Consider the following 23862-nt stretch of genomic DNA (forward strand, 5'->3'; position numbering starts at 1 on the left):
TCATGGACCACATCGCCTGAACAGAGCACCGAAACAGGCCCTGACCAGCCCCAATTAGCCGGATAATGCTTCGACAACGCCGCCGCCGAGGCGTTCTTCTCCTCCCTGGAGTGGGAAGTCCTGTCCCGGCACGAGTTCGACACCCGGGCCCAGGCCCGGGCCATCGTCATCGACTGGGCCTACGGGTTCTACAACCACCAACGCCGGCACAGCGCCGCTGGCATGATGTCACCGGTCAATTACGAGCAGACCACCGCGACGCCCGTCCCGGACGCCGCGTAGCCGCAAGCCCTCCACGATCTGGGGGGAACCGCAAACGGCCCATCACTGGGCGGCTACGGCGCGGTCGCGATGAACACCGCCCTGGCCGCGTCGATCACCGCCCTTCCACAACAGCTACGCAAGACCATCACCTGGGACCGCGGCAAGGAACTCTCAGCCCACGCCACATTCGCGATGGAGACCGGCACGAAGGTCTACTTCGCCGATCCACACAGCCCATGGCAGCGGCCCACCAACGAGAACACCAACGGGCTGCTGCGCCAGTACTTCCCCAAGGGCACCGACCTGTCCCGCTGGTCGGCAGAAGATCTGGAAGCCGTCGCCCATACCCTCAACAACCGTCCCCGCAAGACCCTTGGATGGAAGACCCCAGCCGAGGCCTTCGAAGAACAACTACGATCCCTAGAAGAAGCCGGTGTTGCAACGACCGGTTGAACCTGCCCTGTATCGAGCGATTCGCTACACCGAGCGGCGCCCCGAAGCCGAAGCCGTCGCACTAGTCGGATCCAAGGGTGACTCGTATGACGACTCCATGGCGAGTCGCTCAACTCGCTGTCCAAGGCTGAGTGCACCCGCAACCCGGGCAATCGGCCCATGGGCGGTTGGAAGAAGCGTCACCGACGTCACTGACTTGATATGGCTCGCTGCAGACTCGTCTGAGTCGTTGAGTGCTCGGACGGGTTCTTCTTGAGTGCGTCTGAAACTTGAGGGCGTCTGGACGGTTCCGTCAAGTAGACTGACCTCTGAGCGACCCGTCCCCGATTGTCGGGAGCGGGTCGTTGCGCGTCCCGGGGGTTGCGGACAAATGCCCCACCCCGGTCGCGGGGAGGGACCTGGACGGGCATAGGCTCGGACGCGAGACGGTTTGGCACCGCCCCCAGCCACGCCGACGCCACAGCTGACGCCGCCGTGACTGAACACGACTCGACGAAGAGGGAACATCGTGACCAGCACTGGATGGGAGACCATCCCCAGCGAAGACCCGGCGCGCCACCGCGGGCGCCGTCACCTCACCGCCCTTCTCGCCGCTGCGCCCTTGCTGGCGCTGGCTGGCTGTGGTGACGGGGGAGGTTCGCCGGGCACCACCGAGCACGCGGGCGGCGAGGCCAACCTGCAATTGCCCGACCTCTCCCTAGCCCACTTCTTCGGCATGTCCGGGCGCACCCTGCTGATGTTCGGCCTGGTCGTCTGCCTGGCCGGCATCGCCTTCGGCGTCGCCACCTTCGCCCAACTGCGCAACATGCCCGTCCACCGCTCGATGCGAGAGATCAGCGAGCTGATCTACGCCACCTGCAAGGCCTACCTGGTGCAGCAGGCGAAGTTCCTGATGCTTTTGTGGTGCTTCATCGCGGCGGTCATCTTCGTCTACTTCCTGTTCCTGATGCACATGCCTCTGTGGCGGGTGCTGGTCGTCCTGCTGTTCAGCCTGATCGGCATGGCCGGCTCCTTCGGCATCGCCTGGTTCGGCATCCGCGTCAACACCTTCGCGAACTCCCGCTCGGCGCACGCCTCGCTGGCCGGCAAGCCCTACCCCACCTTCGACATCCCGATGCGCTCTGGCATGAGCGTCGGCATGGTGCTGATCAGCGTCGAACTGCTGATGATGCTCGTGATCATGCTCTTCCTGCCCGGCAACCTGGCCGGCTCCTGCTTCATCGGCTTCGCGATCGGTGAGTCGCTCGGCGCCTCGGCCCTGCGCATCGCCGGCGGCATCTTCACCAAGATCGCCGACATCGGCTCCGACCTGATGAAGATCGTGTTCAAGATCAAGGAGGACGACGCCCGCAACCCCGGCGTCATCGCGGACTGCGTCGGTGACAATGCCGGTGACTCAGTCGGCCCCTCCGCGGATGGCTTCGAGACCTACGGCGTGACCGGCGTCGCGCTGATCACCTTCATCCTGCTCGCCGTCAACGAGGCGACCGCTGGCGCGAACTACCAGACCACCCAGGTCACCTTGCTGGTGTGGATCTTCTTCATCCGCGTGGTCATGGTGGTCGCGTCCTTCCTGTCCTATCTGGCCAACCAGGCCATCTCGAAGGCCCGCTATGCCGATGCCGACGAGATGGACTTCGAGAAGCCGTTGTCCAACCTGGTCTGGCTGACCTCAGCGGTCTCGATCGTGCTGACCTACCTCACCAGCTTCGCGATGATCCACTCACTCGGCGACGGGACGCTGTGGTGGAAGCTCGCGACGATCATCTCCTGCGGCACGCTGGCCGGCGCCCTGATCCCCGAGCTGGTCAAGGCCTTCACGTCGACCAACTCCCGCCACGTGCAGGAGGTCGTCGTCTCGGCCAAGGAGGGTGGTTCCTCGCTGGACATCCTCTCGGGCCTGGTGGCGGGCAACTTCTCCGCCTATTGGATCGGCACCGCGATCATCGGCCTGATGGCGGTCGCGTACGGCATCTCCACCCTCGGCCTCGGTGCGCTGATGGTGGCCCCCGCCGTGTTCGCGTTCGGCCTGGTGGCCTTTGGCTTCCTGGGCATGGGCCCGGTCACCATCGCCGTCGACTCCTACGGCCCGGTCACCGACAACGCGCAGAGCGTCTACGAGCTGTCGACCATCGAGCAGATCCCAGGCGTCGAGGACGAACTGAAGCGTGACTTCGGCTTCGACGTGCAGTGGGACCGCGCCAAGCACTTCCTGGAGCTCAATGACGGCGCCGGCAACACCTTCAAGGCGACCGCCAAGCCCGTCCTGATCGGCACCGCCGTCGTCGGTGCCACCACGATGATCTTCTCGATCATCATGGGCCTCACCAAGGGCATGACCGACCAGGCGGCGGTAGCCTCGCTCTCGCTGCTGCATGCCCCCTTCCTGCTCGGCCTGATCATGGGCGGCGCGATCATCTATTGGTTCTCGGGCGCGTCCATGCAGGCGGTCACCACCGGCGCCTACCGGGCCGTGGAGTTCATCAAGGACAACATGCACCTGGACGGGGTGACCAAGGCCTCGACCGAGGACTCAAAGCGCGTCGTCCAGATCTGCACCCAGTACGCGCAGAAGGGCATGTTCAACATCTTCATGGGCGTCTTCTTCGCCACCTTGGCCTTCGCCTTCGCCGACCCCTACTTCTTCATCGGCTACCTGATCTCGATCGCGCTGTTCGGTCTCTACCAGGCCATCTTCATGGCCAATGCCGGCGGCGCCTGGGACAACGCCAAGAAGATCGTCGAGGTCGACCTGGCCGCCAAGGGCACCCAGCTGCACGATGCCTCGGTGGTCGGCGACACGGTCGGCGACCCCTTCAAGGACACCTCCTCGGTGGCGCTGAACCCGGTCATCAAGTTCACGACCCTGTTCGGCCTGCTGGCCGTCGACCTCGCCGTCTCGATCACCAACAAGTCGATCACCCACGTGCTCGCGGCGCTCTTCTTCGTTGCCAGCGCCTGGTTCGTCTACCGCTCCTTCTACGGGATGCGGATCGGCAACACCATGGCCCAGGTGCACGACTCGCTGGCGGATGAGATCGCCCACATCCACGAGTTGGAGGCCGTGGAGGAGGCGGCCCAGCGCGGACACTGAGCCATCCGAAGCACCACTCCAATCCCAGCAGTGGCGCAACGCATGTCCATCTCCCGTCGTACCCTGCTTGCTCGGCGCCAGCAGTTCGACGGCACCCGCGTCCGGCCGTCCACCTCCTCGGTGGGCGGCCGGTCGCCGTCCGGGCCCGATAGGCTCAAGCCGTGCGTTACATCTCCACGCGATCGACCTCCGGTGAGCCGGGGCTGCCCTTCTGCGACATCCTGCTCGAGGGCCTGGCCCCGGACGGTGGGTTGTACCTGCCCGAGAGCTACCCGCAGATCGGCGACCGGCTGGGCGAACTGCGCGAGACCCTGGACCGCGACGGCTACGCCGAGGTCGGTTTCCAGTTGCTGAGCCTGTTCATCGACGATGTCCCCGCCGACGACCTGCGCGGCATCTGCCAGCGAGCGTGGAGCCCCGAAGTGTTCGGAACCACCGAGGTGGTCCCGGTGACGCGGCTTGGCGAGGGTCCCTTGTGGCTGGCACACCTGTCCAATGGCCCCACGGCAGCCTTCAAGGACATGGCGATGCAGCTGCTCGGGCAGCTCTTCGAGTACGAACTGGCCCGCCGTGGCCGCGAACTCACCATCGTCGGGGCCACCAGCGGTGACACCGGATCCGCCGCCGAGTACGCGATGCTCGGACGCCAGGGCGTGCGCGTCTTCATGCTCTCCCCCAAGGGTCGGATGAGCCCCTTCCAGCAGGCGCAGATGTTCGGCATCGACGACCCCTCGATCGTCAACATCGCCGTCGAGGGTGTCTTCGACGACTGCCAGGACATGGTCAAGGCCGTCAGCAATGACCTGGTCTTCAAGGCCAGGCACAGCGTCGGCGCGGTGAACTCGATCAACTGGGCACGGTTGGTGGCCCAGGTCGTCTACTACGTCGTCTCCTGGTTGCGGGTGACCACCGCAGACGACGAGGTCATCGACGTGTGCGTGCCCTCCGGCAACTTCGGCAACATCTGCGCCGGCCACATCGCCCGCCAGATGGGCCTGCCGATCGACGTCCTGTTGCTGGCCACGAACGAGAACAATGTGCTTGCCGAGTTCTTCGAGACCGGCGTCTACCGGGTGCGCTCGTCGGCCGAGACCCACGAGACCAGCTCGCCGTCGATGGACATCTCCAAGGCGAGCAACTTCGAGCGCTTCGTCTTCGACCTGCTGGGTCGCGACGGCGCCCGGACCAACGACCTGTTTGGCGTGCAGCTGGCCCATGAGGGCTTCTTCGACCTGTCCGACACGCCGGAGTTCGCCTCCGTCCGGGAGCGCCATGGCTTCGTCGCGGGCTCGTCCACCCACGCCGACCGGGTGGCGACGATCCGCCGGACGCTGGACGAGTACGGCGTGCTGGTCGACCCGCACACCGCCGATGGCGTGCACGTCGCCAGCGATTTCGTGGCGCGGCATGGTGACGCATCGCCCATGGTGGTGCTGGAGACCGCGCTGCCGGTCAAGTTCGCGGCCACCATCCGCGAGGCGATCGGACGCGACCCCGAGGTGCCCCCGGCCTTCGCCCACCTGGCCGGCCTCGGACGACATGTCGTCGAGCTGGAGGCCGACGCGCAGGCACTGAAGCAGCTCATCGCCGAACACGCGTAGGCTGTGCCGGTGCCTGAACCCCTCGATGTCGCGCTGGACCTGAGCGACGTGGTCGTGACGTTCGGTGACAAACCCGCACTCAACGGCATGTCCCTGACGGCCCGCCGTGGCCGCATCACTGCAGTCCTGGGCCCGAATGGCGCCGGCAAGACCACCATGATTCGCTGCTGCACCGGCCTGGTGACCCCCGAATCCGGGACGATCACCGTGCTGGGGCACCCCGCCGGCAGCACCGAAGCCGCCACCCGGATCGGTGTGATGCCGCAGTCCACGGGCGCGTGGTCCGGGATCGGCGCCGGTGAGCTGCTTCACTACCTTGCTGGTCTGTACGCCGACCCCCAGCCGGTCGACCAGGTGATGCGCCTGCTCGGTATCAACGACTTCGCCACCACCCCCTACCGGCGCCTGTCGGGCGGGCAGCAGCAGTCGGTCAACCTCGCCGGCGCGATCATCGGACGTCCGGAACTGGTCTTCCTCGATGAGCCCACCGCGGGCATGGACCCGCACGTGCGACGCCACACCTGGGGCGTGATCCGCGCCCTGCGCGACGCCGGCGTGGCGGTCCTGCTGACCACCCACGGGATGGACGAGGCGGAACGGCTGGCCGACTACGTGTGGATGGTCGACCAGGGCCACGTCGTCGTCCACGGGACCGTGCCCGAGATGACCAGCGGACAGGGTCTGGAAGACGTCTTCCTGGCCAACACCACCCCCCGCGTCGGAGGCGCTTGATGAGCCTCAACTTCACACCCCGTCCTGCTGCCGCCGACCGCGCGACGATGATCCGCCGGCATGGCCTGACGGAGGCGAAACTGATCCTGCGCAATGGGGAACAGTTGCTCGTCGCACTGGTCGTCCCGCTGGGGTTGCTCGTATTCGGACGCTTCGCCGGTGGCCGTTACGGCATCACCGAGGCGAACATCGCTCCCAATGTGCTGGCGCTGGCCATCTTCAGTTCCTGCTTCACCTCGCTGGCCATCGCCACCGCCTTCGAACGTCGGTACGGCGTCCTGGAACGGCTCTCGGCCACGCCCCTGGGACGCACCGGGCTGCTCACCGGCAAGGCGCTGGGCATCACCATGATCGCCACCGGACAGGTCGTGCTCCTGGCAATGGTCGGCCTGGTGCTGGGTTGGCGTCCACACCCCACACTGGCGCAGTCGGTGGTGCTGCTGCTGTGCGCGCCACTGGCAATGTTCGTCTTCGCGAACCTCGCGCTGACAATGGCCGGACTGTTGCGCGCCGAGGCGACCCTGGCCCTGGCCAACCTGCTCTACCTGGCAGGCATGATGGCCGGCGGCATCATGTGGCCCGTGGCCAGCTTCCCGGCGGCCGTGCGTCCCGCCGTCGCCGCGCTGCCAACCGGGGCCCTGGGTGAGGCCCTGCGCAACTGGAGCAATGGCGCGACGAACTGGTGGTCGCTGGCCGCCCTCCTGCTCTGGGCCGTGGTCTCGTACCTGCTGGCCCGCAAGACCTTCCGCTGGACTTCCTAGGAGCATCTCGATGGACAAGCTGTTCGGCACCACCGGTGCGCTGCGCAATTGGGCGATCGCCTCGCTGGTGGCCAACTGCGCCCTGATCGTCACCGGCGCGGTGGTGCGGCTGTCGGGTTCCGGGCTTGGCTGCCCGACCTGGCCGAAGTGCGACCAGGCCTATGTGCCCAAGGGCGTCGACAGCTACCACCCGCTCATCGAGTTCGGCAACCGGATGCTGACCTTCGTGCTGATCGCGCTGGCCATCGCCGTCCTCGTGGCCGCCTATCGCACCCACGCATCGCGTCGGGTGAAGGTGCTCAGCTGGTATGCCCTGGCCGGGCTGCCGCTGCAGGGGGTCGTCGGCGGGATCACTGTGCTCACCCACCTCAACCCGTGGGTGGTGGCACTGCACCTGCTGCTGTCGATCTGGCTGATCGTGGTGTGCACGCGGCTGGTGCGGGCCATTGCAGGCTCGCCCGTCGAGGCCCTCCCCGGGGGGCTGCGACGACTCGTCCAGTTGCTGTTCTGGGTGATGATGGTCGTGATCTGGCTGGGGACCGTCGTCACCGGCGCCGGACCGCACGCGGGTGACCACGGCGCCCAGCGCAATGGCCTGGAGATCTTGTCGGTGGCCCGTCTGCACGCCCTGTTCGTCTGGGTGGTCGTGGGTCTGACGCTGATCCTGCTGGTGCAGGCCTCCCGCCGTGGCTTCGCGCTGACCCGCAAGTACCTGCTCGTGCTGCTCGGAGCGGTGCTGCTGCAGGGCGCCATCGGCTACGCCCAGTTCTTCCTGGGCGTGCCGGTCGGATTGGTGGCGTTGCACATGGTCGGCATCGCTGTGGTCACCGTCGCCGTCGCGTGGCTGGACGATGGGTCAATCATCGCTCGATAGCGAACCCAACCGGCGCTGGTCACGCCAGTGTCGTGGCCAGCCTCGGCAGCGTCCGTGGACGCGTGCGAACACACCCCGGGAATCTACGGGGCCGCCCGGCAGATCAGAAGACGAGCGGGTCGATCGCGGCGGCGATGAACACCAGCGCCAGGTAGGAGTTGCTCCAATGGAACAGACGCATGGGCTTCAGCTGGGCGTCGGTCAAGCCAGCCCGGGCGCGGACCAGCAGCTGGATCGCCTCCCAGATGAAGACGAGTCCCGTGCCGCCGGCGATGGCCGGGTAGAGCCAACCGGTGTGCGCGGCAGGCCACAGCCCCAAGGAAGTCGCCACCGTGAGCACCGAGTAGAACAGGATCCGCCAGCACACGCCCACCGCGTCCATCACGACGGGAAGCATCGGCACCTCGGCGGCCGCATAGTCCTCGCGGTACCGGAAGGCGAGCGCCCAGGTGTGCGGCGGGGTCCAGAAGAAGACGACCAGGAAGAGGATGATCGGGGGCCAGGCCACCGCACCGGTCACCGAGGTCCAGCCGATCAGGGGCGGGAAGCAACCGGCGATGCCGCCCCAGACGATGTTCTGGCTGGTGCGACGCTTCAGCAGCATCGTGTAGATGAAGACGTAGAAGGCATTGGCGGCCAGGGCCAGACCGGCCGAGAGCCAGTTCGCGCCGAGCCCCAGGATCAGCGACGAGACGATGCACAGCACGGCACCGAAGACGACGGCCTTCCAGGTGTCCACCTGGTGGCGTGGCATCGGGCGGCGCCGGGTGCGGCGCATCACCTCGTCGATGTCACGGTCGAGCACGCAGTTGAAGACATTGGCCGAACCGGCCGAGAGCATGCCGCCGACCATGGTCACCAGCACCAGCGTCAGCTTGGGAATCCCACCGGCAGCAAGGAACATCGCGGGCGCGGTGGTGACCAACAGCAGCTCGATGATCCGCGGCTTCGTGAGCGAGACATAGGCCTTCACCACGTCGCCGAAGGTGGCGGGACGATCATCGTCAATCGTCACGTCCGGCCCCGCCGGACGAATGGTGTCGTGAAAGCTCAACTCGCGGTCCTCCCAGTCTCCGGAGGAGTCTACGCCGAAACGCCCCCGGGACCGATTTGATGGTTCAACCACCTACCGGGACGGGGCCATGGCTGGGTTGGGTGCACGGCCCTAGAGTTGGTGACACGGTCAGCCACGAGTGATGGAGGAAGTCCATGAAAGACCAGAACCGCCTGCATGATTCGAGCAAGCTGAATGACCCGAGCGGACTGCCTGACCAGACCCAGAATGCGCGGCTGCAGGCCCTGGCCGAGGCGGGGGTGTCCATCTGGCTGGACGACCTGTCCCGCGACCGGCTCAACACAGGGAACCTTGCCGAGCTGATCGCCACCTCCAGCGTCACCGGCGTCACCACCAACCCCACGATCTTCGCCGCCGCCTTGGCCAACGGCCGGGCCTACGCCGAGCAACTGGCCGGCCAGTCCGACGTCACCGAAGCCATTCGCACCTTGACCACCACCGACGTCCGCGATGCCTGCGACCTGTTCGCCGACATCAGCGAACAGACCGACGGCGTTGATGGCCGCGTCTCGATCGAGGTGGAGCCGGGCCTGGCCCGCGACACCGAGGGAACCGCCACCCAGGCCAAGGAGCTGTACGAGCTCGTCGACCGCCCGAATGTCCTGATCAAGATCCCCGCCACCCGCGAGGGCCTTCCCGCGATCCGTCGGACGCTGGCCGAGGGCATCAGCGTGAACGTGACGCTGATCTTCTCCATCGAGCGCTACAAGCAGGTCATGGACGCGTGGCTGGGCGGCCTCGAGGACGCGCTGGCGGCTGGCCGTGACATCGACGAGATCCACTCGGTCGCATCCTTCTTCGTCAGCCGGGTGGACGCCGAGGTCGACAAGCGCCTGGATGCCATCGGCACCGACGAAGCCATCGCCCTCAAGGGTGAGGCCGGGATCGCCAATGCCCGGATCGCCTATGCCGCCTGGCTCGAGGTGATGACCTCCGAACGCTGGGGGCGGCTGAAGGCTCGCGGGGCGCACCCCCAGCGTCCGCTGTGGGCATCGACGGGTGTGAAGAATCCCGACTACGACGACACCATGTACGTCACCCAACTGGTGGCCGACGGCTGCGTCAACACCATGCCCGAGAAGACGCTGCGGGCGGTCGCCGACCACGGCGAGGTCATCGGCGACACGATCACCAGCAATGTCGACGACGCGATCGACGTCATGGGCAAGCTGGCCGAGGTGGGCATCGACCTCGACGACGTCGTCGAACAGCTCGAGGACGAGGGCGTGTCCAAGTTCATGACCAGCTGGGACGAGCTGGTCGCTACGGTGGGTGCGGCCATGGGCCAGGCCCACTCCTGAACTGCACGCCTGAGCCCCGCACCTTCCCCACCCGGGTACCACGAGGAGAACGATGAGCGACACCGCTCGCACCAACCCCCTGCGCGACCCGCAGGACCGACGGCTTCCGCGCATCGCCGGACCCTGCGTGCTGGTCATCTTCGGCGTCACGGGTGACCTTTCCCGCAAGAAGCTGATGCCGGCCGTCTACGACTTGGCCAACCGGGGGCTGCTGCCCCCGGGCTTCGGTCTGGTGGGCTTCGCCCGCCGCGACTGGGCCGACCAGGACTTCGCCAAGGTGGTGCACGACGCGGTCAAGCAGTACGCGCGAACGCCCTTCCGCGAGGAGGTCTGGCAGCAGCTGCTCGAGGGCATCCGCTTCGTCCCCGGAGAGTTCGGGGACGACGCAGCCTTCGAGACGCTCAAGGAAACCGTGCAGACCCTCGACGAGGAACGCGGCACCGGCGGCAACCATGCGTTCTACCTGTCCATCCCCCCGGGCTACTTCGACGACGTGGTCGGCCAGCTGCGCAAGCACGGGCTGGCCGACCAGCGCCAGGGCCAGTGGAGCAGGGTCATCATCGAGAAGCCCTTCGGGCACGACCTGGACAGCGCCCGGGAGCTGAACCGCGTCGTCTCAGATGTCTTCCCGCCGGAGTCGGTCTTCAGGATCGACCACTACCTGGGCAAGGAGACGGTGCAGAACATGATGGCGGTGCGGTTCGCCAACCAGATGTTCGAACCCTTGTGGAACAACAACTACATCAGCCACGTGCAGATCACGATGGCCGAGGACATCGGCATCGGTGGCCGGGCGGGCTATTACGACGGCATCGGCGCGGCCCGCGACGTGATCCAGAACCACCTCTTGCAGCTGATGGCGCTCACCGCGATGGAGGAGCCAAACTCCTTCGAGGCCAGCCAGTTGCGCGTCGAGAAGCAGAAGGTGCTGTCGGCGGCCCGCACCCCGAAGGATCTGGCCGCGCACACCGCTCGGGGCCAGTACCTGGCTGGCTGGCAGGGTGGGCAGAAAGTAGTCGGCTTCCTGGAGGAGGAGGGCATCAAGCACGACTCCAGAACCGAGACCTATGCGGCGGTCCGCGTCGACATCGACAACCGTCGCTGGGCGGGTGTCCCCTTCTACCTGCGCACCGCCAAGCGGATGCCACGCCGGGTCACCGAGATCGCGCTCAACTTCAAGCGCGCCCCGCACCTGCCGTTCACCGACACCGAGGAGCTGGGGACCAACGCCCTGGTGATGCGGATCCAGCCGGACGAGGGCGTCACGATGCGCTTCGGCGCCAAGGTGCCGGGCACCCAGATGGAGATCCGCGAGGTCAGCATGGACTTCGGCTACGGGGGTGCCTTCACCGAGTCGTCCCCGGAGGCCTACGAGCGGCTGATCCTGGACGTCCTGCTGGGCGACCCGCCGTTGTTCCCGCAGCACGAGGAGGTGGAGCTGTCATGGCAGCTTCTCGACCCCGTGCTCGACTTCTGGGCCGACCAGCCCGGCCAGCCCGAGGGATACCTTTCGGGCACCTGGGGGCCCAAGAGCGCGGACGAGATGTTGGCCCGCGACGGCTTCGCCTGGCGTCGTCCCTGACAAGGAGAGACATGATCATCGAACTCACCCAGACCAGCGCCAGCCAGGTCAACCAGTCGTTGCTGAAGGCCCGGAGCCAGACCGGCACCTCGGGGCTGGCCTTCACCATGGTCGTCGTCACCGATTCCACCAACTACGACAAGGTGCTCACCGCTTGCCTCGAGGCAGCCCGGGAGCACCCCTCCCGCATTCTGGTCGTGGTCGAGAATGCCCGCCGGGATGCTGCGCGACTGGACGCAGAGATCCGCTGCGCCGACGGTTTCCCCGGGGACGTGGTGACGCTGCGCGTCAGCGGTGAGCTGGTGGAGCACTCCGGTTCGATCGTGCTACCGCTGCTGCTGCCCGACTCCCCCACCGTGGTGTGGTGGCCCAATGAGTCGCCCGTCCGCCCCGCCAATGACCAGATTGGTGCCCTCGGCACACGCCGGATCACCGATGCATCCGGCGACAAGGACCCGCTGGCGGCGCTCCAGGTACGCGCCGACAACCTGACCCCGGGCGACACGGACCTGACCTGGACGCGCCTGACGCCGTGGCGTGCCCTGCTGGCCGCCTCCTTGGACCAGTACCCTGCGACCATCAAGAGCGCCGTCGTCGAGGCCGACCGGGACAATGCCCCGGCCGAGCTGATGGCGGCCTGGCTGGAGGCGCGGCTGGGGGTGGAGGTGGTCCGCAAGGACACCGAAGGGCCGGGCATCACGGGTATCCGCCTGGCCACGCCCGCCGGTGACATCGAGGTGCTCCGCGGTTCCAGCGCCACCGCTGCGCAGTACTCCGTCCCCGGCCAGCCCCAGCGGATGGTCGCCCTGAAGCGGCGCGACATCAACGAGCTGATCGCTGAGGAGCTGCGGCGGATGGACGCCGACGGCATCTTCGAGCAGTCGGTGCAGATGCTGCGCACGCGCGGCGAGCGCGCCTCGCGGAAGGCACCCGTGAAGAAGGCTGCAGCCAAGAAGAACCGCGCAGGGAAGGCAGCCGGGGGCACATCACCGGCCCGCACGACGGACAAGCGAACGGGGCGGAACTGATGACCAGGGTGCTGCGCCACCAGAGCGCGGACGAGATGACCGAGGCGGCCGCCCGTCGCCTCTTGGATCGCCTGATCGGACTGCAGCAGGAGCGGGAGACCGTGCACCTGTGCCTGGCCGGTGGCACCACCGCACTGCGAGTGTATGACGCCTTCGCCGACCTGGCCCCCGAGTCGGGCCTGCAACCGGGGAAGCTGACGCTGTGGTGGGGCGACGAGAAGTACGTGCCCCCGACCGATGCCGAGCGCAACTCGCTGCAATCCTTGGCAGTGTTGGCACGGACCTTGCCGATCAATGTCTCGCAGACGCACCCGATTCCCGCCCCCACGGGTTCGGATGATCCCTCCGAGGCGGCCTTTGCCTATGCCCAGGAATTGGGCGACGTGACCTTCGACATCTGCCTGCTGGGCATGGGAGCGGATGGCCATGTTGCTGCTCTCTTCCCGCACAGCCCAGCACTGGAGGCAGCGGGACTGGCCTATGGCGTCACCGACGCCCCGGTCGAACCACCTGAGAGGGTCACGCTCACGCTCAACGCCATCAACCGCTCCAAGAGCGTGTGGCTCTTCGTGGCGGGTGAGGCAAAGGTTGAGGCGCTGCGGGGTGCCCTGGCCGGCGACCCGGACCTCCCCGCCTCACACGTCCGCGGGACGGACGAGACACTGTGGTTCATCGACCCGGCCGCCAGCGGGGACCTACCGTCCTTCCGTTGCGCCTTCTGAGACCTCCAGCACACCGTCCCAAGAACCCACGCAGGACAGCGAACTCCCAACAATGAACGAACCGCCGGGCACCCGAGGGTGTCCGGCGGTTCCTTGGTGAACATGACTCAGTAGAAGATCTCTCCGCGGGCGCGACGGGCGCGCAGGCCGGCGACGGCCTCGGCCAGGATGTCAGCTGCCTCCTGGTCGGAACGGCGCTCCTTCACATAGGCCAGGTGCGTCTTGTAGGGAAGGATCTTCGGCGGCGGCGGCGGGTTCTGCGAGTCAGTGTTCGCCGGCAGCCCACACCGGGGGCAGTCCCAGCTCTCTGGCACCTGGGCGTCGGCGGCAAAGGCCGGACGCGTTTCGTGCCCATTGGCGCAGAAGAAGGAGACGTACAGCCGGGGGGCGGTGTCGCCCCGCTCTGCCTCGCCCATGGGTCCGGCACCGACGCGGCTACCGCGGATGGCGCTGCCACCTGCCACTTGTCACTCCTATGTAGTGCTGTATTCGGCCGCGCCCCCGTGCGCGGCGATGAAGGGGTTTCGTGAGGTTCGTCAGCCGGCGCGGTACAGCACCAGCAGACCGATGATCGTGGCCAGCCACAGGAGGCCGACGATGATGGTCAGCCGGTCCAGGTTGCGCTCGGCAACCGAGGTACCGCCCATCGACGTCGACATGCCGCCGCCGAAGAGGTCGGACATGCCACCACCACGACCCTTGTGCAGCAGGACGAACAGGCTCAGGATGATGTCCACGACGATCAGGATGATCGACAGGGTCATGAGGGGCCAGGTCATCAGCGGCAGAATCACGTGGGAAAGCGTAACCCACGCCCTTGTCTTTTCCACATTCACCCCGACGCAGCCCAGCCGTGGGGCAATCCCTCCCCCTCCTGCCCAACGCAACAGGGCGCCACCCACTGGGGGTGGCGCCCTGTTGGTGGTTGCAGGGCGACGATCAGCCGACCTGCGGGAGCGCGTAGAAGCGGACGATGCCCGCGAACTCCTCCGGGTCGAGGCTGGCGCCACCGACGAGTGCGCCGTCGACGTCCGGCTTGGCCATCAGCTCGCCGACGTTCGCGGCCTTGACCGAGCCGCCGTACTGGATGCGCACGGCCTCGGCGGTGGGGGCGTCGTACAGCTCGCCGATGCACTGGCGGATCGCGCCGCACACCTCCTGCGCGTCCTCGGGGGTCGCCACCTCGCCGGTGCCGATGGCCCAAACGGGCTCGTAGGCGATCACGAGGTCGGCGACCTGGGCGGCGTCGATGCCCGCGAGGGCTCCCTTGACCTGGTCGAGGGTGTAGGTGACCTGGTTGCCCGCCTTGCGGATGTCCAGCCCCTCGCCCACGCAGATGATCGGGGTGATGCCGTACTCGATGGCCTTCTTGGCCTTCGTGTTGACGACCTCGTCGGTCTCACCATGGTACTGGCGACGCTCGGAGTGGCCGACGGCCACGTACTTGCACGCGAGCTTCGACAGCATCGCACCCGACACCTCGCCGGTGTAGGCACCCTTGTCCTGGGTCGAGATGTCCTGGGCGCCGTAGGCCAGCGGCAGGCGATCGCCCTCGATCAGGGTCTGGACGGTGCGGATGTCGGTGAAGGGGACGAGCACGGCGGCCTCGGACTGCTCGGGGTCGTAGCCCTTGTCCTTCAGCGTCCACGCGAGCTTCTGGACGAGTCCAGCAGCCTCGACGTGGTCCATGTTCATCTTCCAGTTGCCGGCCATGAGCGGCTTGCGGGTCATCAGTTGTTTCCTTCCAGTACGGTCAGGCCGGGCAGTTCCTTGCCCTCGAGGTACTCCAGCGATGCGCCGCCACCGGTGGAGATGTGGCCGAATTCCTCGTCGGCGTGGCCGAGCTCACGCACGGCGGCGGCGGAGTCGCCACCACCCACGACGCTCAGGCCCTCGACCTCGGTGAGGGCCTTGGCGACAGCGGCGGTGCCGTTGGCGAGTTCCTTGATCTCGAACACGCCCATCGGGCCGTTCCAGACGACGGTCTTGCCGGCCTTGATCTCGTCGGCGAAGAGCTTCTCGGTCTCGGGGCCGATGTCCAAGCCCATCTTGTCGGCGGGAATGGCGTCGGCCTTGACGACCTCGACCGGTCCGTCGACGGTGCGGGCGCCAAAGTCCATTCCGGAGGCGATGCGGACGTCGATCGGCAGCACGAGCTTCTTGCCCGCCGCCTTCGCCTGCTCGATGTAACCGGTGCAGGCGTCCAGCGAGGCCTCGTCGAACAGCGAGGTGCCGATCTCGTGGCCCTGCGCCTTGAGGAAGGTGTAGGCCATGCCGCCGCCGACGATGACGGTGTCGGCGATCTTCAGCAGGTTGTCGATGACGGCCAGCTTGTCGGCCACCTTCGCGCCACCCAGCACGACCACCAGCGGACGGTCGGGATCGGACAGCACCTTGGAGAAGACGTCACCCTCCTTCTTCACCAGCAGGCCACCAGCGCTGGGCAGCAGCTTCGCGACGTCATAGACCGACGCCTGCTTGCGGTGCACGACGCCGAAGCCGTCGGACACGAAGACGTCGCCGAGCTCGGCGTACTTGGCGGCCAGCTCTTGGCGCTGGGCCTCGTCCTTGCTCTCCTCGGCGGGCTCGTAGCGGACGTTCTCCACCAGCACGACGTCGCCGTCGGTCATGGCGTCCACCAGCGCGTGCGCGGACTCGCCGACGACATCGTCGGCCAGCTTGACCTCGGTGCCGATCAGCTCGCCGAGACGCTTGGCGACCGGGGCCAGGGAGTACTTGGGGTTGACCTCGCCCTTCGGACGTCCGAGGTGAGCCATGATGACGACCTTGGCGCCGGCATCGCGGAGCTGGGTCAGGGTGGGCAGTGCGGCCTTGATGCGGCCGTCGTCGGTGATGGTGGTGCCGTCGAGCGGAACATTGAAGTCGCAGCGGATGAGAACACGCTTGCCCTTCAGGTCGCCCAGGTCGTTGATCGACTTCACGTCAATCCCTTTCATTGGAAACGGGTGCGGATGTGCAAACGGGGTGGGACGCCGGAGCGTCCCACCCCGTCAGCGGTTTGATCGGGAGATCGGGTCAGAGCTTCTCGGCGACCAGGGCCGAGAGGCGGACGAGCGCGTTGGAGTAGCCCCACTCGTTGTCGTACCAGGACAGGACCTTCACCAGGTTGCCGATGACCTTGGTCTCGTTGGCATCGAAGATGCTCGTGTGCGGGTCGCCCACGATGTCGGTCGAGACGATCGGATCCTCGGTGTACTTCAGGACACCCTTGAGCTCGCCCTCGGCGGCCTCCTTGACGGCGGCCTTCACCTCGTCGACGGTGACCTCCTTCGAGGCGATGAAGGTGAGGTCGGTCAGCGAACCGGTGGGCGTGGGAACGCGAACGGCGAGCCCGTCGAACTTGCCCTTGAGCTCGGGGATGACCAGTGCGACGGCCTGGGCGGCGCCGGTCTTGGTCGGGATCATGTTCAGCGCGGCGGCACGGGCGCGACGCAGGTCGCTGTGCGGCGCGTCGAGCAGGCGCTGGTCACCGGTGTAGCTGTGGATGGTGGTCATGATGCCGCGCTCGATGCCGAACTTGTCGTTCAGCACCTTGGCCAGGGGGGCCAGGCAGTTGGTGGTGCAGGACGCGTTCGACACGATGGTCATGTCGTTCGTGTAGTCCTTGTCGTTGACACCCATCACGAAGGTGCCGTCGACGTTCTTGGCGGGAGCCGAGATGATGACCTTCTTGGCGCCGGCCTCGATGTGCGCCTTGGCGGACTCGCCGTCGGTGAAGAAACCGGTGGACTCGATGACGATCTCAGCGCCAACCTCGGTCCAGTTGATGTTCTTGGGGTCGCGCTCTGCGAAGACCTTGATCTCCTTGCCGTCGACCGTGATGGTGCCCTCGCCCGCGACAACCTCGCCAGCGAAACGGCCCATGATCGAGTCGTACTTCAGCAGGTGCGCCAGGGTCTTCGTGTCGGTGAGGTCGTTGACGGCCACCACCTCGAGGTCGGCGCCCTGCTCCTGCAGCGCGCGGAAGTAGTTGCGGCCGATGCGGCCGAAGCCGTTGATGCCAACCTTGACGGTCATGCGGATATCTCCTTCAGAGACTTTGTTCGGACGGCTTCCACCCTAGCGAATGGCTCCGAACTTGGGGGCTGGGGGTCGCTATTCGTGGGCGCAGCGCCGAGCCTCTCGGCATCCGGGGCGGGAGCGTGGGCAAAAGCGCTGGTCAGTGGTGGGCGGGCGGTGTTGCTGGGACGAACGGACCAGACCAGTTCACCCAATCTTCACCTGTGCCGGTCAGCCCCGATCGTCCAGGGAACCGTTCGGGAGGCCCGCCTCGGTGCCCGGGATTCCCCGGTCGAGGGCGGCCTTGTCGGCGGTGGCCAGCAACCGGCGGATCCGTCCGGCCACGGCGTCCTTGGTCAGTGGCGGATTGTGCAGCTGGCCCAACTCCTCCAGCGAGGAGTTCTTGTGTTCCAGACGCAGCGTCCCCGCGGCGCGCAGGTGGTCAGGCACGTCATCCCCGAGGATCTCCAGCGCACGTTCGACGCGAGCACCGGCAGCGACGGCAGCCCGGGCCGAGCGTCGCAGGTTGGCGTCGTCGAAGTTGGCCAGCCTGTTGGCTGAGGCGCGCACCTCGCGGCGCATCCGACGCTCCTCCCAGGCCATCAGGGACTCGTGGGCACCCAGCCGGGTCAGCATGGCCGCGATCGCGTCCCCGTCCCGGATCACCACGCGGTCGACATTGCGCACCTCGCGAGCCTTCGCGGGAACCTGCAATCGCCGTGCGGCGCCAACCAGTGCCAGTGCGGCCTCCGAACCGGGGCAGGTGACCTCCAGGGCCATCGAGCGTCCGGGTTCGGTGAGCGAGCCCCGGGAGAGGAAGGCGCCCCGCCAGGCGGCGACCTGGCAGCAGGAGCCGCCCCCGACGATGCTCGCAGGGAGGCCGCGCACCGGTCGACCGTGGCCGTCAAGCAGGCCGGTCTGGCGGGCCAGCGCCTCACCGTCGGCCACCAGCCGCAGGATGTAACGCGTCCCGCGTCGCAAGCCGGAACCGTTCACCATGATCAGGTCGCAGGTGTATCCATAGGTCTCCTGGATGGCGGTGCGCAGGCGTCGGGCTGCCGCGCCAGTGTCGAGCTCGGCCTCGATCACGATCCGCCCGCTGACGATGTGGATGCCGCCGGCGAAGCGCAGCATGCTGGCCACCTCGGCGACGCGGCAGCAGGGCCTGACCACTTTCACGGTGGCCAGTTCTGCCTTCACCTGCTGGGTCATCGCCATGGGATGTCCTTCCGTACTGCTTCGACTGCCCGCGCCGTTCCGACTCCCCCGAGACGTCCTTCACCGTCACCCATGGGGGTGACCGGAGCATTCAACCACGCCCGGGGAGCATGGGTGGCCCCGAAGGGGTGGCTGCACAGCTCGGCGCAGGAGCGCATCATGCCCCCATCAGGTCGGAGTACACCGCCGCCAGCCGGAGGGGGTCATGGCGCGGCGAGCCATCCCGGTCGGCCACGTCGGCAATGACCAGTTCGGCGCCGATCGCGCTGGCGTGGGCGCCCAGGTGCTGGTCGGTGGCGGCGAAGTGCGAATCGACGATGACGTGGTCGAAACGCAGCTCGGGGGCGTGGTCTGCCAGGATCTCGATGTGCTTGGACGGGCTGAAGCCGTCGGTCTCGTCGGAAGGTGCGATGTTCAGCGTGAGGATTCGGCGGGCTCGGCTCTCCTGGATGGCCGCAGCCAACTGCGGCACCAGCAGGTGGGGCAGCAGGGAGGTGAACCAGGAACCGGGGCCGAGCACGATGAAGTCAGAATCGTGGATCGCCTGCACCGCGTCCGGGCAGGCGGGCGGCTGGTCCGGCACCAATCGGATCGCCTGCACCGCGGCCCGAGTCTTGGCGACGGTGGCCTGTCCGACCAGGGTGCAGACCTCGTCTGGCCGCAGCGGGTCGAGGCCCACCACGTCCGCCTCGATGGTCAGCGGAACCAGGGACATCGGCAGCACCCGACCGCGGGTACGCAGCAACTCCCCCACCAGGTCCAGACCGGCCACCGCGTCGCCCAGGTTTTGCCACAGACCGGCGATCAGCAGGTTCCCGACGGCGTGGCCGGCGAGCGCGCCGTCCCCCCCGAACCGGGACTGCAACACATCGGCCCACAGGCGTCCGGCGTGGTCGTCCTCGCAGAGGGCGGCCAATGCCATCCGCAGGTCCCCCGGCGGCAGGCAGTCCAGCTCGGCGCGCAACCGTCCGGATGAGCCGCCATCGTCGGCGACCGTGACGACCGCCGTCAACTGGTCGGTGATCCGACGCAGCGCGGACAGGGAGGCCGACAACCCATGGCCACCACCCAGAGCGGAGACGGCGGGCAATCGGCGAACCGGCGTCACTCCTTCCCCAGGTCTCGGTGCATGACCGAGACCGGGATATCGCGTTCGCGGAGCCGTCGGGCGAATTCCTCGGTCATCGCGGTCGAGCGGTGCTTGCCACCCGTGCAGCCGATGGCGACCGTGACCTGGCGCTTGCCCTCGCGAAGGTAACCCGGACGAATGATCTCGAACAGGCGCTCCAGCTGGTCGAGGAAGGGAGTTGCCGCGTCCTGGCCCAGGACGTAGCCGGACACGGCCTCCGAGAGCCCGGTCTGGGGACGCAGCTCGGGAACCCAGTGCGGGTTCGGCAGGAAACGCACGTCCAGCACCAGGTCGGCGTCCAGCGGGATGCCGTTCTTGAAGCCGAAGCTCATCGCAGTGACGCGAAGTTGGCGTCCGAGGTCACCGCCGTAGGCGTCGGCCACCCTGCTGGAGAGCTGGTGGACGTTGATGTTGGTGGTGTCGATCACGATGTCGGCGGCGGCACGCAGGGTCGAGAGCATCCGGCGCTCCCGGTCGACGCCATCGAGCAGTCGTCCGTCGAACTGCAGCGGCAGCGGGCGTCTGGTGGATTCCTGCCGCTTCACGATGACGGCGTCATCGGCCTCGAGGTAGAGCACCTCGGGGTCGATGCCCTCGGCCTGCACCTGCTCGAAGACCTGGCCCAGCTGTTCGAACATCTCGCGAGTGCGCACGTCCAGGACGACTGCGACGCGGTCGAACTCGTGTGACCGGCACAACCGGATCAGGCCGGGCAGCATCACCGGGGGCAGGTTGTCGACGACGTACCAGCCGAGGTCCTCCATCACGTGGGCGGCGGTGCGCCGGCCGGCACCCGACAGCCCGGTGATGATCACCAGGCGAATGGGTTCGGCAGCCGGAGTGCTCGTAGTGGTCACGCCGCCCATTATGGCCGAGCCCCGAAGGGGCGGGGTCAGACCCGTGAACCTGCTCAGCCCTCGATCACTTCACCGGTGGTCATGTTGATCGCCTCACCCGGCGCCTGAGAGGCCAGCGTCGTCACGATGGCATCGGCCAGCTTGGGGCCGAAGCCGGGCACCTGGGCGATGTCCTCGGCTGTGGCGGCGCGCAGCTTCTTGAGGCTGCCGAAGTGCTTGAGCAGGGCCTTGCGGCGGGTCTCCCCCAAACCGGGGACACCGTCGAGCACCGACTCGACCATCGCCCGCGAGCGCCGGCCACGATGGTGGCTGATCGCGAAGCGGTGCGCCTCGTCCCGCAGCCGCTGCAGCAGGTACAAGCCCTCGGAGGTGCGTGGGAGGATCACCGGATACTCCTCGTCAGGCAGCCACACCTCCTCCAGACGCTTCGCCAGGCCGACCAGCGCGACCTCGTCCGCCAGCCCCAGCTCGGTGAGCACCTGCGCGGCGGCGGCCACCTGTGGCTGGCCACCGTCGACCACCACCAGGGCAGGGGCATAGGCGAACTTCCGCGGCGCCCCCGTGGTCGGATCGATGAGCATCGGCCCGTCCTCACCCTCGACCATCGACGCACGATCGTCCAGCAGCCGGCGGAAGCGGCGGGTCAACACCTCATTCATGGCGCGCAGGTCGTCGCTGCCCTCGAAGGAACGGATCACGAACCGCCGATACTCGCTCTTGCGCGGCAGGCCGTCCTCGAAGACGACCATCGAGCCGACCACCTCGGTTCCCTGCAGGTGCGAGATGTCGTAGCACTCGATGCGCAGTGGCGCCATCGGCAGGGCGAGTGCGTCGCGGATCTCCTCCAATGCCCGATTGCGTGTCGACAAGTCGCTCGCACGTTTTATCCTGTGCTGCTGCAACGCCTCGGACGCATTCCTGGTCACGGTGTCGAGCAGGGTCTTCTTGTCACCTCGCTGGGGGACGCGGATGTGCACCCGCGCGCCGCGCTGTTCGGCCAACAATTCCTCGAGCACGGGTCCGGATGAGGGCATCACCGGCACCAGCACCTCGCGCGGGATGCGGGCATTCTCGGTGTCAGGCTCCGAACCGTAGATCTGCAGCAGGAACTGTTCGACGAGTTCCTCGGTGGGGGCGTCGTCGGCCCGGTCGGCGACCCACCCGCGCTCGCCGCGCACCCGTCCACCGCGGACGTGGAAGATGTGCACCGCGACCTCGAGCGGGTCCTCCACCAGGGCGACGACGTCGGCGTCCGTGCCGTCGTCCAGCACGATCGCATTCTTCTCCGTGGCCTGCCGCAGCGCGACGAGCTGGTCGCGGTAGACGGCGGCCTTCTCGAACTCCATCTGTTCGCTGGCCGTCTTCATCTGCCGCTCGACCTTGCGGGTCAGCTGCCCCGTCTGACCTGCCATGAAGGAGGCAAAGTCCGAGACGATCTCGCGGTGCGCCTCGGGGGTGATCCGGCCGACGCACGGCGCGGAACACTTGCCGATGTAGCCCAGCAGGCAGGGACGACCGGCCGAGCGCGCGTTGTTGAAAACCCCCGTGCTGCACGAGCGCATCGGGAAGACGTGCAACAGCGCGTCCACGGTCTCGCGGATCGCCCACGCCTGACCGAAGGGGCCGTAGTAGCGCCAGCCCTTGCGCTTCGCGCCGCGACCGACGAAGACCCGCGGATACTCCTCGCTCCAGGTGAGGCAGAGCCAGGGGTAGGACTTGTCGTCGCGGTACTTCACGTTGAATCGAGGGTCGTACTGCTGGATCCACGTGTACTCGAGCTGCAGGCTCTCCAGCTCGTTCTGCACCACGGTCCACTCGACCTTCGCAGCGGTTCGCACCATCGTCTGGGTGCGGAAGTGCAACCCGGCCGGGTCGGCAAAGTAGGAGTTGAGCCGCTGGCGCAGGTTCTTGGCCTTGCCGACGTAGATGACCTGGTCGTGCGCGTCACTGAAGCGGTAGACCCCCGGATCGGTCGGGATCGTCCCCGGTTTCGGGCGATAGGTGGAGGGGTCGGCCATGGTTGCGAGTCTAGGGGCGGCCTCCGACACTGCCCATCACCGCGAACTCGCCTCCCAGCGGTGCGGTCCCCCCGCCACCGGGACCGTGCTGACCGCCGCCGGGACCGCCCCGTTGGCCGTGCTGAAAGTTCTGGGCCCGAAAGCTCTGGGCCCAAAAGTTCTGGGGCTGTGGTGTTGGTTGCGACTGGCGGGCCAGCGGAGCCGGGGCGGCGTGGGCACGTCATGCATGCTGGGCAGCCGGGAAAGGAGCTCCGAGGTTGTCCCGTTCTCGAGGTGCTGTTCCGCACCCCAGCCGCCCTGGCCATGTGTGGCCCATGTGGACCCTGTGGCGATCCCCGAGTAGCTCGGATGCCCCTGCGGCGGGTTGCCATACGGGCGTTAGGGTGGGGCCAGACGCATCACCGAGAGGACCTCACCATGACCCCCGCTTCCCGACGTACCCTGCTCAAGACCGGCGGCCTGGCTGCTGCCGGGATCGGTGCGGCTTCGGTGGCCGGCTGCTCCTCGCCGGAGAAGATCAGCGGTGGCGCCACCTCCGTGGCCGCGGCCGACATTCCCCTCGGCAGCGGCAAGGTGCTCGAAGGCACCAACTACGTCGTGACCCAGCCCACCCAGGGAAAGTTCTGCGCCTTCGTGCGCACCTGCCCGCACGCCGGCTGCGCCGTCCAGAAGGTTCAGGAGGCTGAGATCATCTGTACCTGCCACGACTCACGCTTCTCGATCGCCGACGGCTCCTACCTCAGCGGCCCCGCGAAGGCGCCGCTGGGTGCTGCGAATGCGACGCTGAGCGGCGACACCGTCAACATCACGGCCTGAACCTCACGACCGCAATGGGCGGTCACCGCGCGACGAACGTCGAAGACATCAACGCGCTGGCACTAGCCCTGCTCGGCCTCATGCGCGAGGACGGGCCTGGCGCACCCGGTCCAGGGGGCCGGGAAGAAGACCACCTGCTTGCATGAGACCGCGCCCCAACGCGCTGGACGACAGCGACAGCGCCTGGACGACGTCATCTGCCGCTGGGCGCTGGAGGAAGCCCACCAGCCCCTGGCCCCGGACCTTGGTTCGCCTTGTGCAGCACCGCCCATTTTCGACCGACATCCCCTCGTACGGGTGTGCCGGCACCGGCTCGG

General features: G+C 67.3%; 20 protein-coding genes and 2 pseudogenes. 12 read left to right on the forward strand and 10 right to left on the reverse strand.

The genetic code is table 11. The features are described from left to right. Positions 1-84: 84 nt before the first annotated feature. The 7 genes and pseudogenes from ABD089_RS07300 to ABD089_RS07330 form a co-directional block, all read left to right on the forward strand. Positions 85-282 (forward strand): annotated as a pseudogene (locus ABD089_RS07300) (IS3 family transposase); the annotation flags it as partial. A 33-nt stretch (positions 283-315) separates the two neighbouring features. Next, a pseudogene (locus ABD089_RS07305) lies at positions 316-717 on the forward strand (IS30 family transposase); the annotation flags it as partial. 601 nt (positions 718-1318) lie between these two features. Continuing rightward, the gene (locus ABD089_RS07310) at positions 1319-3811 is read left to right on the forward strand and encodes a sodium-translocating pyrophosphatase (protein ID WP_343885863.1); all 2493 of its coding nucleotides are present in this window, start codon (positions 1319-1321) and stop codon (positions 3809-3811) included. Positions 3812-3972: 161 nt separating this feature from the next. Further along, positions 3973-5412, forward strand: coding sequence for a threonine synthase (gene thrC, locus ABD089_RS07315; protein WP_343885633.1), 1440 nt, complete (start codon positions 3973-3975; stop codon positions 5410-5412). A gap of 33 nt (positions 5413-5445) precedes the next feature. Next, entirely contained in the window at positions 5446-6144 is a 699-nt protein-coding gene (locus ABD089_RS07320) for an ABC transporter ATP-binding protein (RefSeq protein ID WP_386769588.1), read from the forward strand. After that, positions 6144-6905 (forward strand): ABC transporter permease, encoded by a 762-nt coding sequence (locus tag ABD089_RS07325; RefSeq protein ID WP_343885634.1) that lies wholly within the window; start codon positions 6144-6146, stop codon positions 6903-6905. Before ABD089_RS07320 ends, ABD089_RS07325 begins: the two co-directional genes overlap by 1 nt. 10 nt (positions 6906-6915) lie before the next feature. Beyond that, complete coding sequence (locus tag ABD089_RS07330) at positions 6916-7779, forward strand: COX15/CtaA family protein (RefSeq protein ID WP_343885635.1); 864 nt, start codon at positions 6916-6918, stop codon at positions 7777-7779. Between the two features lie 103 nt (positions 7780-7882). Here ABD089_RS07330 and ABD089_RS07335 read toward each other — a convergent pair whose 3' ends face one another. Continuing rightward, entirely contained in the window at positions 7883-8815 is a 933-nt protein-coding gene (locus ABD089_RS07335; RefSeq protein ID WP_343885866.1) for a heme o synthase, read from the reverse strand. 173 nt (positions 8816-8988) lie between these two features. Here ABD089_RS07335 and tal point away from each other — a divergent pair, with 173 nt between their 5' ends. Genes tal through pgl form a run of 4 tightly spaced genes read left to right on the forward strand, consistent with a single transcriptional unit; the run spans position 8989 to position 13487 of the window. After that, positions 8989-10155, forward strand: coding sequence for a transaldolase (tal, locus tag ABD089_RS07340; RefSeq protein WP_343885636.1), 1167 nt, complete (start codon positions 8989-8991; stop codon positions 10153-10155). A gap of 52 nt (positions 10156-10207) precedes the next feature. Continuing rightward, entirely contained in the window at positions 10208-11737 is a 1530-nt protein-coding gene (zwf, locus tag ABD089_RS07345; protein ID WP_343885638.1) for a glucose-6-phosphate dehydrogenase, read from the forward strand. An 11-nt stretch (positions 11738-11748) separates the two neighbouring features. Further along, complete coding sequence (locus tag ABD089_RS07350; RefSeq protein WP_343885639.1) at positions 11749-12765, forward strand: glucose-6-phosphate dehydrogenase assembly protein OpcA; 1017 nt, start codon at positions 11749-11751, stop codon at positions 12763-12765. After that, a complete protein-coding gene (gene pgl, locus ABD089_RS07355) occupies positions 12765-13487 on the forward strand; it encodes a 6-phosphogluconolactonase (RefSeq protein ID WP_343885640.1) in 723 nt (240 codons plus the stop codon). Before ABD089_RS07350 ends, pgl begins: the two co-directional genes overlap by 1 nt. 107 nt (positions 13488-13594) lie before the next feature. Here the strand turns inward: pgl and ABD089_RS07360 are convergent, their stop codons facing one another. The 9 genes from ABD089_RS07360 to uvrC form a co-directional block, all read right to left on the reverse strand. Beyond that, positions 13595-13951: an RNA polymerase-binding protein RbpA gene (locus ABD089_RS07360; protein WP_343885641.1), complete on the reverse strand. Its 357-nt coding sequence runs from the start codon at positions 13949-13951 to the stop codon at positions 13595-13597. A 72-nt stretch (positions 13952-14023) separates the two neighbouring features. Further along, positions 14024-14266, reverse strand: coding sequence for a preprotein translocase subunit SecG (secG, locus tag ABD089_RS07365; protein WP_343885642.1), 243 nt, complete (start codon positions 14264-14266; stop codon positions 14024-14026). Positions 14267-14426: 160 nt separating this feature from the next. Continuing rightward, positions 14427-15218, reverse strand: coding sequence for a triose-phosphate isomerase (gene tpiA / locus ABD089_RS07370; protein ID WP_343885643.1), 792 nt, complete (start codon positions 15216-15218; stop codon positions 14427-14429). Continuing rightward, positions 15218-16429: a phosphoglycerate kinase gene (locus ABD089_RS07375; protein ID WP_343885644.1), complete on the reverse strand. Its 1212-nt coding sequence runs from the start codon at positions 16427-16429 to the stop codon at positions 15218-15220. The genes tpiA and ABD089_RS07375 overlap by 1 nt, the downstream gene beginning before the upstream one ends. Positions 16430-16523: 94 nt before the next feature. Beyond that, a complete protein-coding gene (gene gap, locus ABD089_RS07380) occupies positions 16524-17525 on the reverse strand; it encodes a type I glyceraldehyde-3-phosphate dehydrogenase (RefSeq protein WP_343885645.1) in 1002 nt (333 codons plus the stop codon). Positions 17526-17738: 213 nt separating this feature from the next. Continuing rightward, the gene (gene whiA / locus ABD089_RS07385) at positions 17739-18725 is read right to left on the reverse strand and encodes a DNA-binding protein WhiA (RefSeq protein WP_343885646.1); all 987 of its coding nucleotides are present in this window, start codon (positions 18723-18725) and stop codon (positions 17739-17741) included. A 157-nt stretch (positions 18726-18882) separates the two neighbouring features. After that, a complete protein-coding gene (locus tag ABD089_RS07390; protein ID WP_343885647.1) occupies positions 18883-19833 on the reverse strand; it encodes a gluconeogenesis factor YvcK family protein in 951 nt (316 codons plus the stop codon). Continuing rightward, entirely contained in the window at positions 19830-20711 is an 882-nt protein-coding gene (rapZ, locus tag ABD089_RS07395; RefSeq protein WP_343885648.1) for an RNase adapter RapZ, read from the reverse strand. Before rapZ ends, ABD089_RS07390 begins: the two co-directional genes overlap by 4 nt. 53 nt (positions 20712-20764) lie before the next feature. After that, on the reverse strand, positions 20765-22729 hold the full coding sequence (gene uvrC, locus ABD089_RS07400; RefSeq protein WP_343885649.1) for an excinuclease ABC subunit UvrC: 1965 nt from the start codon (positions 22727-22729) through the stop codon (positions 20765-20767). A 417-nt stretch (positions 22730-23146) separates the two neighbouring features. On the opposite strand from uvrC, the gene ABD089_RS07405 reads away from it, so the two are divergent. Next, on the forward strand, positions 23147-23545 hold the full coding sequence (locus tag ABD089_RS07405; RefSeq protein WP_343885650.1) for a Rieske (2Fe-2S) protein: 399 nt from the start codon (positions 23147-23149) through the stop codon (positions 23543-23545). Positions 23546-23862: the final 317 nt, after the last annotated feature.

Source organism: Luteococcus sanguinis, from assembly GCF_039527675.1.
Classification (GTDB): Bacteria; Actinomycetota; Actinomycetes; order Propionibacteriales; family Propionibacteriaceae; genus Luteococcus; species Luteococcus sanguinis.